The 13,608-nt window shown below is 68.4% G+C and carries 11 protein-coding genes; 4 read left to right on the forward strand and 7 right to left on the reverse strand.

The annotated features are described in order from the left end of the window. Positions 1-2: 2 nt before the first annotated feature. The 5 genes from B2G71_RS20920 to B2G71_RS20940 all read right to left on the reverse strand — a co-directional run bounded on the left by B2G71_RS20920 (position 3) and on the right by B2G71_RS20940 (position 9,094). Positions 3-1,808 (reverse strand): ShlB/FhaC/HecB family hemolysin secretion/activation protein, encoded by a 1,806-nt coding sequence (locus tag B2G71_RS20920; RefSeq protein ID WP_098108606.1) that lies wholly within the window; start codon positions 1,806-1,808, stop codon positions 3-5. A 165-nt stretch (positions 1,809-1,973) separates the two neighbouring features. Continuing rightward, a complete protein-coding gene (locus tag B2G71_RS20925) occupies positions 1,974-2,681 on the reverse strand; it encodes a hypothetical protein (RefSeq protein ID WP_141521651.1) in 708 nt (235 codons plus the stop codon). After that, a complete protein-coding gene (locus B2G71_RS20930) occupies positions 2,668-4,776 on the reverse strand; it encodes an adenylate/guanylate cyclase domain-containing protein (protein WP_098108608.1) in 2,109 nt (702 codons plus the stop codon). Before B2G71_RS20930 ends, B2G71_RS20925 begins: the two co-directional genes overlap by 14 nt. Before the next feature lie 4 nt (positions 4,777-4,780). Further along, positions 4,781-7,870 carry a CHAT domain-containing protein gene (locus tag B2G71_RS20935; RefSeq protein ID WP_240530269.1) on the reverse strand — a complete coding sequence of 1,030 codons (3,090 nt, stop codon included), beginning with the start codon at positions 7,868-7,870 and terminating at the stop codon, positions 4,781-4,783. A 339-nt stretch (positions 7,871-8,209) separates the two neighbouring features. Further along, positions 8,210-9,094, reverse strand: a complete 885-nt coding sequence (locus tag B2G71_RS20940) for a UTP--glucose-1-phosphate uridylyltransferase (RefSeq protein WP_098108609.1) — start codon at positions 9,092-9,094, stop codon at positions 8,210-8,212. Positions 9,095-9,223: 129 nt separating this feature from the next. Between B2G71_RS20940 and murA the strand changes: the two genes are divergently transcribed. The 3 genes from murA (at position 9,224) to B2G71_RS20955 (ending at position 11,404) form a co-directional block, all read left to right on the forward strand. Further along, entirely contained in the window at positions 9,224-10,507 is a 1,284-nt protein-coding gene (gene murA, locus B2G71_RS20945) for a UDP-N-acetylglucosamine 1-carboxyvinyltransferase (protein ID WP_098108610.1), read from the forward strand. 106 nt (positions 10,508-10,613) lie between these two features. Continuing rightward, positions 10,614-10,820: a hypothetical protein gene (locus tag B2G71_RS20950; RefSeq protein WP_098108611.1), complete on the forward strand. Its 207-nt coding sequence runs from the start codon at positions 10,614-10,616 to the stop codon at positions 10,818-10,820. 77 nt (positions 10,821-10,897) lie between these two features. Then, a complete protein-coding gene (locus B2G71_RS20955; protein WP_206049476.1) occupies positions 10,898-11,404 on the forward strand; it encodes a DUF305 domain-containing protein in 507 nt (168 codons plus the stop codon). Here B2G71_RS20955 and B2G71_RS20960 read toward each other — a convergent pair. Beyond that, positions 11,398-11,628, reverse strand: a complete 231-nt coding sequence (locus B2G71_RS20960; protein WP_098108613.1) for a ribbon-helix-helix domain-containing protein — start codon at positions 11,626-11,628, stop codon at positions 11,398-11,400. The genes B2G71_RS20955 and B2G71_RS20960 overlap by 7 nt on opposite strands. A gap of 87 nt (positions 11,629-11,715) precedes the next feature. On the opposite strand from B2G71_RS20960, the gene B2G71_RS20965 reads away from it, so the two are divergent. Then, positions 11,716-12,567, forward strand: a complete 852-nt coding sequence (locus tag B2G71_RS20965; protein WP_098108641.1) for a DUF4019 domain-containing protein — start codon at positions 11,716-11,718, stop codon at positions 12,565-12,567. On the opposite strand, the gene B2G71_RS20970 is transcribed toward B2G71_RS20965, so the two are convergent. Next, the gene (locus B2G71_RS20970) at positions 12,552-13,595 is read right to left on the reverse strand and encodes a hypothetical protein (protein WP_098108614.1); all 1,044 of its coding nucleotides are present in this window, start codon (positions 13,593-13,595) and stop codon (positions 12,552-12,554) included. The two genes, B2G71_RS20965 and B2G71_RS20970, sit on opposite strands and share 16 nt — an antisense overlap. Between the last annotated feature and the right edge of the window lie 13 nt (positions 13,596-13,608).

Below are 13,608 nucleotides of genomic sequence, written 5' to 3' on the forward strand. Positions count from 1 at the left end.
CGTCAGCGATCCCATGGCGCCAGCAGCGCTCGCAGATTGAACAGCACCCGCACGTCGCCGCGCTCGGTCTCGAACGGTGCCTTCGTCAGGGGCGCCGCGACGGTCAGGCTGGCCTGGATGTGATTGCCCCAACGGCCCCGCACCCCGCCGCCGACCGATTGCACGCTCTCCGGATCGTCGAAGGCGCCGCCGTCGCGGTTGGTCCAGACCCAGGCGGCGTCGAAGAAGGCGAACGGCTGGATGGTGAAGGCATCGACGCCGCGCGGCACGAGCTTGCCATAGCTCACTTCGAACGAGGCGCCGAGGCCGCTGTCGCCCAGCACGCGCCCCGGATCATAGCCGCGCCCGACGGTGTAGTTGCTGACGCTGTACTGCTCGAAGCCGAGCAGCGCGTCGGGCGAATACTGGATGCGCGGCTCGACCGAGAGCGCGATCTCGGGCGTCGGGCGATACTGCGCCAGCCCCTCGAAACGCACGACGAAAGCCGAAGGATCGGCGAGGACGCGGCTGATCGGCACGTTGGGCGCGATGCAGTCGGTAATCGGCGAGCAGTCGTCGCTCGCGCCCAGGCCCGAAATCCCCTGCCGCAGTTCGAGCGCGCCGCGCAGCGACCACTTGGGTTCGAGGAACGAATAACCGCCGCGGCCGATGATGCTGTCGGCATCCATCGTCTCGCCCTCGATCCGGGCGTAGAACACGCGCAGCTTGTCCTCGGTGATCCGCGTCGATCCGAAGTCGACCGACTGGTCCACGATATCGAGCCCGCCGCCGACCATCACGCTCGCCTTGCGCGAGCGGAGCAGCGGGTAAGTCAGGCCGATGCCGCCGACGAGCGTCTTGGAGCTGAAATTGCCGCCTCCCGCCGATGGCTCGCTCTCACCGTAGAGGATATTGGCGCCAAGGCGCAGGCCGTCGGCGTTGAGCGCCAGGTCGTGCGCCGCCTGGACGACGACCTGCTCGTCGAAGTCGAGCGTCGCGAATCCGGCGAGGACGGTGCGGTCGCCCATGCCGATGAGGTCGTTGAACACGAGCTGGGCCGAAAGGTTCTCGCGTCCCACGGACTTCGAGCCATAGTTGCGGATGCCGACGGCCGCCTGGATCGGCGTGCGTTCGACGAGGACGTCGCCGATCACGTCGCCGCGCGCCCCGCCCTTGGCGGGACGCAGCGTCAGCCGCACGGCGTAGCCGGGCAGGTCGGAAAGCAGCAGCAAGTGCCGCTCGGCCTGGTCGGCGTTGAAATACTGTTCCTTGGTGAGCTTGGCGAGGTGGCGCTCGATCAGCTTTGCGCTGGGGCCGACGTCGCCGCGCGCCTGGACCTCGACGAGCCTGGCGATGAGCACGTCGAGCTGCACCGTGCCCGCCTTCTCGATCCGCTGCGGCGGGATCTGGACGGCGGCGAGGTAGCCCATCTCGCGCAGCATCGTCGCGGCGCGGTCACGCACTTCGCACAGTGTCGAGACCGGCACCTCGCGTCCGGCGAATTCCTGCCAGCTCGAGGCGAGCCGTTCGGGCGGAACGACCGCGAGCCCGCTGAACTCGACGCGGTCGAAGGTGACCATGGTATCGGCGAACGAGGGATCGGCGAGCGGGCAGGGGCCGCGCTCGATCTCACTGTCGACGGTGAGTTGCGGACCGCGCCGCTGCTCGCGCAAGGCGCCGTCGATGCCGAGTTCCTCGCGCGTCGGCGGGACGCTGGCCTGCTGCGCCTGGGCGGCACTCGCGAACGAAAGCAGCGCGACCGCCGCGACGGCGGATGCGCGACCGCATCGGAGGCGGACAAACTTCGAGTGCGCCTTTGCGAAAGCCAACGAACCCCCCTTTCGCTGCCGCGCTTGATGACGCGTGACAGCCCCTTATTACGCCACCCCTGGCGCTTCCGTACTCCCACGGAAGCAGATATCAGCACCCGAGCTTTCCACCGAAGCGAAGGCAAGGTGCCAGCAGAACTGCCCGCGGGCAAGTTCTGTGTATCGTCAACTGCTTGGTAATGCCATTGTATCGGTCAGCATTTGCAGTTGTGCCGTGCACTTGTTCGCAATCAGTGCACTTGCCAATTCCTCCGGCGTCTGCGGCTGTTCGGCGAGAACCACGAAAGTCACGTCGCGGCTCATGCCCTGTCCGCTGATGCGGTAGGTCGATCCGTTCGCGATGGCCGCGCCCGCCGGACGCCAGGTTCCGACATAGGCGTTGCTGTTGAACGAGACCGACGAATCACCCGATCCGTCGAGCGCGCTCACCGAATAGGACGAGGCGTTGGCGCCGTTCGGCCGCCAGATGCTCACCGCCCCTGGATTGACGATGCACATCCGCCCGTTGCCGGTCGCATCGACATTCCAGATGTTGGTGTTGCGCGCGGTGCTGCCCGAGCCGCGCACCGCTCCGGTCCGGACGCGCGACGGCCGGACCAGCGCGTTGAAGGCCATCGTGCGCGGGGGCATCCCCGATGCGCCGACCTTTTGCGCGCCCGGACCGCGCAGGACGCGGGTTCCGCTGCCGTCGAGGATGGTGACCGAATCGCCCGCGCGCAGCGTGATCGACGCCGAATCGTCGAGCTTGGTGCCTGCCGGATACTTGCTGGCCGATGGACCGCTCGAGGCCACCACGATTCCCGCCATCGCCATGTGCGGCAATGCCAGGGTCGTGGCCGCAAGCAGTACTGCCGCTCCCTTACCCCAGTACATATGCATTGTCCCTTTCACACTCCGAAAGTCTTTTTAGCAGACACAGTAATGCCCTGTCAGCAGGATGCTTGTCTGTGAGCTTTCGCACTATCGCGATCGATTCTTCCGGATCGGAACTCAAAACCGCCATCGCCCGCGTCAGTTCGGCGCGATCTTCTTCGGGAAATTGCGGAGCTGGCTCGAATAGCTCGACCGGGCTGGCGCGCCCGCGCAGCGTCACGCGGCCCATCGGCCGCCACCAGTCGAGCCCCGAACGCTCGGCGAACTCGCGGCTCGCCATGACCGCCGAGTCGAGCGCCTTGTTGGCCGATTCGAGCCGCGCCGCAGTGTTCATCGCATCGCCGAGCGCGGTGTACTGGATGCGGCGCTCGCCGCCGAAGTTGCCGACCACCGCTTCGCCGAAATGCATGCCGACGCGGGTCTTGCCCACACGCGGCATGCCCGGCGCCATGCTCTTGCGGAAGTCCTCGCCCGCCTGCCACATCGCATAGCCGGCGAGCGCGGCCTTGCGGCCGTCGTCGGGCCGTGAGATCGGCGCGCCCCAGAACGCGACCACCGCGTCGCCGACGTACTTGTCGATGATCCCGCCATGCTCGAGCACGACCGCGCTCAGCCGATCGAGATAGTCGTTGAGCAGCTTGGCGACCTGCTCGGGCGCGAGCTGATGCGACAGCTCGGTAAAGCCTTCCAGGTCGCTGAACAGGATGAACAGCTCACGTTTGGCGCCGCTGAGCGCGAGCCGGTCGGGATGGTCGATGATCTCCTGCGCGATGTCCTCGGGCAGGTACTTGCCGAGCGCGGTCTGCGCGAACTGCCGCTCGACCGCGCTCGATGCGCGCACCAGCGAGGACACCGCGAACAGCCCCAGCGCCCAGGCGATGATCCAGCCCACCGCGGGCAGGCCGAGCGTGTCGAAGCCCTGCGCCTGCATCGAGAACGGGATGCCGGCGATGAGGCCGAGCTGAAGCACCAGGAACGGCATCATCCGCGAGATCCGCGTCTCGATGAGGCTGGTGAGCCCCGCCGCGACCACCCACAGGATCGCCGCGAGCCAAAGCTGCCACGGCGCGAGGTGGGGCAGCGTCGCTCCGTCGAGCATCTGCGAGATCATCGTCGCGTGGACCCGGATTCCGGGCGGCGCCGGCGAGAGATCCTCGATCGGCCGGACGCAAGACTCGGTACCGTCCGCGGCCTCCTGCATCTGGCAGTCGGGGAGGAAGGGCGTGAAAGCCGTTTCCACCCGGTCGGTATCGACGATCTCGCCGCCGATGAGCACGTAGCGGCCGCGCACCTGCTGCGCGATCTGCTGCGACAACTCGGGGATCTCGAGCAGCGCCGGGTCGGCGAAGAGATCGATCTCGAGCGCCGAATAGATCGGCGCCTCGGTCGCTGGCAATCGATAGCGGATCGCGCCGGAATAGCGATCGAAAGGCTTCCAAGCGGGGTCGCCGGCCTTCTCCAGCATGGCCTTGCCGAGCAGCAGGGGAAAGCCGGGCAGCCGCTCGGGCCAGCGCCGTGCGACGCCATCCTCGTAGTTGAGCCGGATGCTCGCCGGACCCGCGCGCGTGCCCTTCAGCGCGTCGAGGAAGGCATCGAGGTAGGCCTGCTGCTCGTAGACGATGTTCTGCGCGTTGCCCTCGAAGGTGGTGTAGCCGATGCTGACCGGGGTCTTCATCGCGCGCAGCGCCGCGATCAGTTCGGCGTCCTCGGCTTGCGGCTGGTCGAACAGGATGTCGATGCCGATCGCCTTCGCGCCCATCGTGTCGAGCTGGCGCAAGGCGCGCGCGAGCATCCCGCGATCGAGCGGCGAACGCTTTTCGGCCTTGATCAGGGTCTGTTCGGTATAGGCGACGATCAGGACCCGCTCGTCCTGCGGCACGTGCTCGGCGGTCTGGAACGCGCGCACGTCGTAAAGCGAGCGCTCGGCGTCGCTGAACGCGGGCAGATACCAGCTATAGCGCGCGATCAGCAGCGCGAGCAGCAAGACGACGCCGGTGCTCGCCATGCGCAGCGCGCTGGCGGCCCGGACGCTGCGCCAGCCCTTGCGGAGCAGGTCAAGGCTCCCGCCCCGCGTCGATCCCTCGGCCGGAGCCATCGGATCAGTCGCCGGCGATGGGCTTCGCGGCGTCGCCGATGATCGCGAAACCCGCCCAGTAGAACGGATGCGAGGTATCCGGATCGTCCATCAGGGCAAGTTCCGCCTGCCGCAGCGCCTCGCCCGTCGAGGCGGTCTTGTCTCGGTAGAAGTTGGTGAAAAGGCGCTCGGTCGCGTCGTAGTCGTCGGGTGCGGGCCAGTGGCTGGCGACGATCTGGCGGCCGCCCGCGGCGATGAAGGCGCGCACCAGCCCGTCGAGCGACTGCCCGCCGCCGCCGACGACGCCGGCTTCCTTGGTCGCCTCGAGGCTCGCGCCGCCGGCGGTGTCGCAGGCCGAGAGCACGACAAGGTTGGCGTCGATCTTGAGGTCGAAGATCTCGGAGAACGAGAGCAGCCCGTCCGACTGCGGGCCGCCGAACGAGGTCAGCAGCGCCGGGCGCACCGGGCAGCCCATGGCCGGCGCTGTCACGAGACCGTGCGTCGCGAAATGCAGGATGCGGTAGTCGGCGAGGTCATCGCGCGTCTTCACCGCCGTGTCGGTGAACTCGCTGCCGGTCAGCAGCGTCGCCCCGCCGCGATCGAGCACGTTCGTCGCCGAGACCAGCTCCCTCGCGGAAATCGGATTGTTCCAGACTTCGGCGGGCCACAGGCATCCGGCGTCGCCGCCGTCGGTGGTCAGCATGGCGTTGCGCATGCCGCCGGAGATGCCGCTGCCGCCGAGCGGGGCGTTCTGCCCGAGGCCGAGGAACGACTTGCTCGCGGCCGAGACCGGCGCGTTGCGCGCGTCGCGGAAGCTCGCCGCCGAGATCGCGGTGCTGACCGCGCGGTTGCGGCCGAGCCAGTCTATGCCGGTGAAGTCGTATTCGTCGCCGCCTCTGGCGACCTTGGCGCGATAGGCCTCGATCCCGACGCTGTCGCCGGTGAGCAGGTTGAGCGGCAATTCGAGCATCGCTCCGTCGGGCTCGAAAACGATGTGCTTCACCGACGCGAGATCGCCCGCGACCGGCCCGAGCAGCGCGTCGTAGAGTTCGGCGGATGCTCCGATCTGGAACGGATAGGTGGTCTGCACGCCGTTGATCACGATCGAGATGCTGTCGCGCATCGTCGTCACCAGCGCGTCGAGCTTGGCCGAATCGATCGGCAGCTTCCACGCGGTCAGGCGCGTGGGCGAGGCGTAGATCGCGTAGTCCGAGCCAGCAAGCTCGACCATCTTGAGATAGGCCTCGCCGCTGCCCAGCATGCCGCGCAGCTCGTCGAGCGTGATCGTGCCCGACGCGACGGCGCGGTACGAGGGATAGGCGGACAGTGCATTGACGGTCTCGCGCTGCTCGGTCGCGAGGCGCTCGACCTTGTCCTGCACCGCGGCCAGTTCGGGCGTCGCGGCGCCGGCGGATTCGGCCGCCTCGAGCCGCGCGAGCTCGATCCGTGCGCGTTCGAGCTCGCGGCTGATGTCCTGCCCCCGGCGATAGAGCTGCGCCGCTTCGCCACGGCCCGATTCGAGTTCGCGCGAAAGCTGGATCAGCGTGTCGGCGGCGCCCGGGCGCGGCACGAGCTGGGCGACGTCGAACAATTCGGAAACCGCCTCGGGCGACGAATCGCCCCGCGCCACCAGCATGTCGAAATAGGGGCGCATCAGGTTCTCGAAGCCGGTGATCTGGCCGCGCGCGGTGGCGACGTTCTCGACGATGGCGCGGTAGGTGGCGCGTGCCTCCTGCTCCTCGCCGCGACGCGCGAGGAAGCCCGCCATGCGCGCGCGCGCCATGTTGACCGAGGTGCTGTCGGGATACTGGAACTCGACGAGTTCGAGCGCGCGGCGCAGATAGGCCTCGGCCTCGCCATATTTGCCCTCGGCCTCGTAGGTGATCGCGAGTTCGGAATAGATCTGCGCGCGCAGCCGCGCGATCGAGGCGACGCGACCGTTGCGCACGCTCACTGCGGTCTGCAACGCGGTCGCGAGGTCGGCGCGCGCGCCCGCGACGTCGCCGCTCAGCCGCTTGGCGGTGCCGCGCAGTTGCAGCGCCTGGGCGTCGATGATCGTCGCGCGCTCCTGCGGCGAAAGCCGGGTCGGTTGTCCGAGAATCCCCGAAACCCCGCCTTCCTCGGTGGAGTTGAGCCCGGCGGCGGTGAACGAATCGATGCTGACCGTGTCGCCGTCCACCATCGGCGAGGCCATCAGCGGCGGCACTTCGCCGTCGAGAATGCGGATCGCTTCGGCCCGGTCGCCGCGATTGAGCGCATGGATCGCGGTGTAGTTGCGCGTCAGGCGGACCTGGATCGGATCGGTCACGCCGTCCGCCTCGGCCTCGGCGAAGAGGCGGTCGGCCTGCTCGAAATTGCCGAGGTTCGAAAGTTGCAGCGCGCGATTGATCTTGGCCTCGTGCAGCCGCACCGCGCGCGATTCGAGCGTGCCGCTGTCGGCCTCGATCAGCGCCGGAGCAGAAGCGAAGGCCTGCGCGGCCTCGGCGAAAGCCCCCGCGCTGTTGCCGCGATAGCCCTCGCCGACGAGCGTTTCGGCATCGACCACGAGGCTGCGCGACTGGATGATCGAGCGCGATCCGCCCGATCCGATCGCGGCGATGGCGACTTCGCCCGGAACGATGCTGTCGGTCGCGAGATTGGCGATGGTGAGCCGCAGCGCGCTGTCATAGCCGGCCAGGCCCTCGACGACGTAGGTCTTGCCGTTCGCGCTCGTAGAATAGCTGCGCCATTCGAGACCCGACTCGCGGCCCGTGCACGAACGGCCCTGAACGGACGCGCCGCCCGCCGTTTCGACCGGCCGGGCCGCGTCGCACTCGAGCGCTTCCTCGCGCGCGGGCGCCACCCGCGCCAGCGGGTCGATGCTCGGTTCGAAAGCATAGGCGGTGCCCACGGGCAGCGAAACGTCGCTGCACAGCACGACCCATTTGCGCTCGAAGATCGACTGGCGCAGGCCGCCCATGCTCACGCTCTGCGCCTCGCAAGTGGTTCCCGATGTGCCGACGACGAAGCTGGACGCGGCCGAGGGCGTATCGCTTGCCGCGCGCGCCGGCACGGCGGAGCCGACGACAAGGGCTGCTGCTACCGGTCCCCAGATTGCAAGCCGATTTGCGCTCACGTGAATTCCCCCAAGCTGGAATGCGAACGGCCGGATTCGGCTCCGGCCATTCGCCCGCGACGCCGAACCTCGGCGATTCCCTTCCCCCCGCTGCGAGCAGTTAACCCCACGAGGGCGCAAGGTACAAGTACTTGGCGAAACGAATATATGATGGTCGCGCGATTAACCGCCGCGAGGACTTGGCCGCACACGGGTTCGACTGCACCGCATCGAAGCGGGCGCGCGGGTTGTCTCGCGCGGTTTCGCGCCGCCGCTATCGTTTGATAGGCTTCGCCGCGCGCATTGTCTTTGTCCGGATCGGATCGGGTTTCCGTCGGAGGGTCTCACCCGGCTCCGCGGTCAAGCGCCCAGCAACTGCGTCGCGATCTCGCGGACGTCCGCGCCCATGTCCTCGCGTTCGAGCGCCAGCGCGAGCGTGGCCTCGACGAAGCCGATCTTCGATCCGCAGTCGAACCGCCGTCCGGCGAAGGTCACGGCGTGGAACGGCTGCGTGCCGATCATCCTGGCCATCGCGTCGGTGAGCTGGATCTCGCCGCCCGCGCCCTTCCCTTGCGTTTCGAGCGTGCGCATGACCTCGGGCTGGAGGATGTAGCGGCCCGAAATGATGAGGTTGGAGGGGGCATCCTCGACCTTGGGCTTTTCGACCAGGCCGGTGACTTCGGTCAGGCTGCCCGAGGCCGCGCCCGGTGAGATGACGCCGTAACTGGAGACCTCGTCCCTGGGCACTTCGAGCACCGAGATCAGGTTGCCGCCCACTTCGTTGTAGGCCTCGACCATCTGCGCCATGCAGCCCGGGCTGCCGTGCATCAGCTCGTCGGGCAGGAAGATCGCGAACGGCTCGTCGCCGACGACCGCGCGGGCGCACCAGATCGCGTGGCCGAGCCCCATCGGCACCTGCTGGCGGACGGTGACGAGGTTGCCGGGCAGGATGCGGGTCGGGTCGAGCGGCGAGAGCGGCTTGCCGCGCTCGTTCATCGTCGCTTCGAGTTCGAAAGCGGTGTCGAAGTGCTCGACGATCGCGGTCTTGCCGCGTCCGGTCACGAAGATGAATTCCTCGATGCCGGCTTCGCGGGCTTCGTCGACCGCGTACTGGATGAGCGGGCGGTCGACGATCGGCAGCAGCTCCTTGGGGATGGCCTTGGTCGCGGGCAGAAAGCGCGTGCCGAGGCCCGCGACGGGGAATACGGCCTTGCGGACGGGCTTGTTGTACTGGGCTGCTGGCATGCCGGATCGATCCTCCTTGGGTGCGGCTCTCTCTAGGATGCATTGATGCTGCGCCGCAACCGATGCTTGCACCAATCCGCTCGGCGATGGCTCCCTTGCCGCGTGAGCGTTTCGCGCTAAACGCCGGACATGGACAAGATCATCATTCGCGGCGGCCGCAGGCTTTCCGGTACCATTCCGATTTCGGGCGCCAAGAACGCCGCGCTCACGCTGCTTCCCTGCGCCTTGCTGACCGACGAGCCGCTCACCTTGCGCAACCTGCCGCGGCTGGCCGACATCGACGGGTTCCAGCACCTGATGAACCAGTTCGGCGTCTCGACCACCATCGCCGGATCGCGTCCGGAGGACTTCGGCCGGGTGATGACGCTCGAGGCACCGCGAATCACCAGCTCGGTCGCGCCCTACGACCTGGTGCGCAAGATGCGCGCCTCGATCCTCGTACTGGGGCCGATGCTGGCGCGCATGGGCGAGGCGACGGTCTCGCTGCCGGGCGGCTGCGCCATCGGCAACCGTCCGATCGACCTGCACTTGAAGGCCCTCGAGGCGCTGGGCGCAGAGATCGAGCTTGCCGCCGGTTACGTGCGCGCGATCGCGCCCGACGGCGGGCTGCCCGGCGGGCGTTTCTCGTTCCCGATCGTCTCGGTCGGCGCGACCGAGAACGTGCTGATGGCGGCCGTGCTCGCCAAGGGCAAGACGACACTTCACAACGCCGCGCGCGAGCCCGAGATCGTCGACTTGTGCCGGCTGCTGACGGCGATGGGCGCCAGGATCGAGGGAATCGGCACCAGCGACATCACCGTTCACGGCGTGCCCCGGCTGTACGGCGCGACCTACCGGGTCATGTCCGATCGCATCGAGGCGGGGTCCTACGCTTGCGCGGCGGCGATCACGGGTGGCGACGTGCTGCTCGCGGGGGCGGAGATCGCCGAGATGGAAGCGACCGTCGCGGCGTTGCGCCAGGCGGGCGTCCATGTCGAGCCGCGCGCCGATGGTCTTTACGTCGCCGCGCAGGGCAGGCCGCGCGCGGTGACGCTTTCGACCGCGCCCTATCCCGGTTTCGCGACCGACATGCAGGCGCAGCTCATGTCGCTGCTGTGCCTCGCCGAGGGGACGAGCGTGCTCAACGAGACGATCTTCGAGAACCGCTACATGCACGTCCCCGAACTCAACCGGATGGGCGCGCATATCGAGACCTCGGGCCGCACCGCGATCGTTCACGGGGTCGAGAAGCTGTCCGGCGCCGAAGTCATGGCGACCGACCTGCGCGCCTCGATGAGCCTCGTTATCGCGGGGCTCGCCGCCGAGGGCGAGACACAGGTCCACCGGCTCTATCACCTCGATCGCGGCTACGAGCGGCTGGAGGAGAAGCTCTCGCTGATCGGCGCGGAGATCGAGCGCGTCGGCGGCGACTGAAGACTCCGCCGGACCGGGATTCGTCGTCGACGAGCGACTTGCCGGTGCCGGAAACCCGAGCCCGGCTGACGCGTTTCTCGTGTGCAAACCCTCACAGGAGGAACACATGGGTCTGATCAAGATGGCTGTCGCGGGCGCCGCCGGCTATGCGCTCTACAAATACGCGACGCGGGACAACGAAGCCGCCTATGCCGGCGGCCAGGTTCGCGACGCGGGTCCCGAAGCGATGAAGGAACCGCCCAAGTCGTGGAGCAAGATCGACGAAGCGAGCGACGAAAGCTTCCCGGCAAGCGACCCGCCCTCGACATACTGAGGCGCGGCGCCGCCGAGAGGCGCACGTTGACAGGAGAAGCGGGCGGAACCCTTCGCGGTTTCGTCCGCTTCTCGTTCATGCGACAGGAAAACGGGCAGGCCGGAATGCCCTACCGGCGCTTTTTCGCGATGATCGCGACATCGACGGTGGTGATGTACGGGCTCATGTACCTCAACACCTACGAGTACGCGCATGTCTGGTTCAGCCAGACGCGGATGTGGATGGCGCTGCTGATGGGCGCGGTCATGGCGGTGATCATGCTGCTGTTCATGTGGGGCATGTATCGCCGGGTCCGCGTCAATCAGCTCATCCTCGGGCTGGCCGTCGCCGCTTTCGCCGGCTCGCTCTGGCTCGTGCGCAGCCAGGATACAGTGGGCGACGTGTCTTACATGAAGGCGATGATCCCGCACCATTCGATCGCGATCATGACCAGCCGCCGCGCGCGGATATCCGACCCGCGCGTGCGCGAACTCGCCAACGAGATCATCGACGCGCAGGTGCGCGAGATCGGCGAGATGGAGCGGCTTATCGCCGATCTCGAGGCGAACGGCGACGCACCCGGCGCCCCGGCCGCGATTCACTGATCGCGCGAGACCAGCCAGACGCGAATCGCGCTCGCCAGCCCCGGCGGCGTCTCCGCCTCGATCCGCAGCGCGTCGATCCGCGCGACCAGCGCGTTGATCGGCACGCCCTCGCTGGCCGCGCGCGCCCTGAGCATGTCCCAGAAGACCGGTTCGAGGCTGATCGAGGTCTTGTGCCCGGCGATCTCGATCGAGCGCTTCACCGGCGGATGGAACAGCGGGGTCATGACCGCCCCGTCTAGCCGGGCGGCTTGCCCGGACATACGATTTTTTTGGGGTGGCGTGCGGCAAGGCGCGGGCTCAAGGTTCCGGTCATGACGACGGGAGCACGCACGAAAAGCGGAGAAGGCCACGAGGCCCTGACCGAGAAGGAGAAGCAGACTCTCCGCCTGATCCTGCAGGGCCACGATGCCAAGTCGATGGCCAGCAAGCTCGGGCTCTCGGTCCACACCATCAACGAGCGGCTGCGCTACGCGCGGCGCAAGATGTCGGCGTCGAGCAGCCGCGAGGCGGCACGGCTGCTGCGCGAGGCGGAAGGCGAGGCGCGGGACGATCCTGGGGCAGTGGCGCGGGGCCCCGATTTTCTCGCGGACAAGCCTTTGGGGGAAGGCCAAGCGGCGCATGCCGTGCGACACGAGCACGCATCGCCCATCGGCCCGGCGCGGCGATCGCGCCCCGCCCGGCTCAGCAGAGGAATGCTCTTCATGTCTGTTCCCGTGCTCGCCACCGCGATTCTGGTCACCGCCGTCGCGGTATCATCGCTTTCGCCGGATGCGCGCGAGGTCCGGCGCGCTCCCGCTCTCGCGGCGGCGCCTGGCGCGTCCGCTCCCGTCGCGGCCGAATCGGAGCAGGTGCGCGCCGCACGCGCATGGCTCGCGCTCGTCGACGAGGGCGACTGGAGCGAGAGCTGGTCGCGCACGGCCGAAGCGTTCCGCGACCTCAACACGCTCGAGACCTGGGCGTCGCTGTCCGAACGGGTCCGACCGCCGCTGGGCGCGGTCGTTTCGCGCACGGTTTCGGCGCAGGAGAGCGTGCCCGCTCCGCCCGCCAGCGTCGAGATGGTGAAGTTCCGGACGAGCTTCGCGAACGAGCCCGATACGGTCGAGACGCTCTCTCTCGTGCGCGAGGGAGCGGACTGGAAGGTCGTGGGTTACTGGATCGGCTGACCGTCGAACCGTTCGCGCAGCGCGGCGAGGAACGGCGCGGGATCGTCGAGCCGGAACGCCACGGCCTCGATCCGCCGCGTCCGCAGCAGGCCCGGCCGCACGATCGGTTCGCGCAGGCGCAGCAGGACGTTGGGCCATGCGAGCAGCGCCGCGTTAAGCGTTGTGCGTGCATCGATCGTTTCGCGATCGAAGCTTGTCGCTATCTCCGCGATCTGCGCGCAGGCGATATGCTGGTCGATCAGCAGGCCGGCGCGCACGCGCAGGCCGGTCCCGCCGAGCAGCACCGGCATCAGACGTAGCGACTTGATCAGCCCGACGAGGTAGACGAGACCGGCCATGCTGAGCGCGAACAGGATCAGCGCCGCCCGCGCGCTCCACAGCCCCACCAGCAGGTGCACGACGCCGATCTCGATGAACTGCAGCACCAGCAGCGTGATCATCATCGGCGCGAGATGGCGGTGGTAGGCATAACCAGTGCTGCCCGCCGGGACCTCCGGCTCGGCGCGCCAGCGGAACAGCGCGAGCCTTAGCAGAGCGATTTCGGTGCGGGCGAAGCGGAGCAGCGCGGGCGGTACGATCGTCTCCGCCGCCGCGGTCCAGCCATGGCCGTTCTCGGCTCGCGCCGCGCGGAACCGCGCGCGTGCGACCAGGGCGCTCCAGCCCAGGTAGAGCCCCAGCGTCAGCGCCATCGCGAGCGGCAGCGGCGGCATCGCCAGCAGCGTTTCGCGCAAGTTCGCGGGAAGACCGAGCGCGACCACGCAGGCCGCGGTGGCGAGTGCGCCGGCGACGGCGCGCGGAGCGGGCCGCCTGCGCGAATCGCGTGCCATCAAGCCAAGGCAGAGGCTGTCGGCGCAAAGCCAGGTGAACAGCAGCACCGCGCTCGCCGGATAGGCGGCGGCGAGGTCGGACGAGAGCGCGAGCTTGCCCGCCGTGATGGCGAGCGCGGGCGCGGCGAGCGCGAGGAGCGGGCGGAGCGCGATGCCGCCGCGCGGCGGTTCGTCCGGTGCCTCGCTCGCGGTAGCGTCCATGCCCGGTCCTTTC

This window comes from Novosphingobium sp. PC22D (genome assembly GCF_002556635.1).
Lineage (GTDB): Bacteria > Pseudomonadota > Alphaproteobacteria > Sphingomonadales > Sphingomonadaceae > Novosphingobium.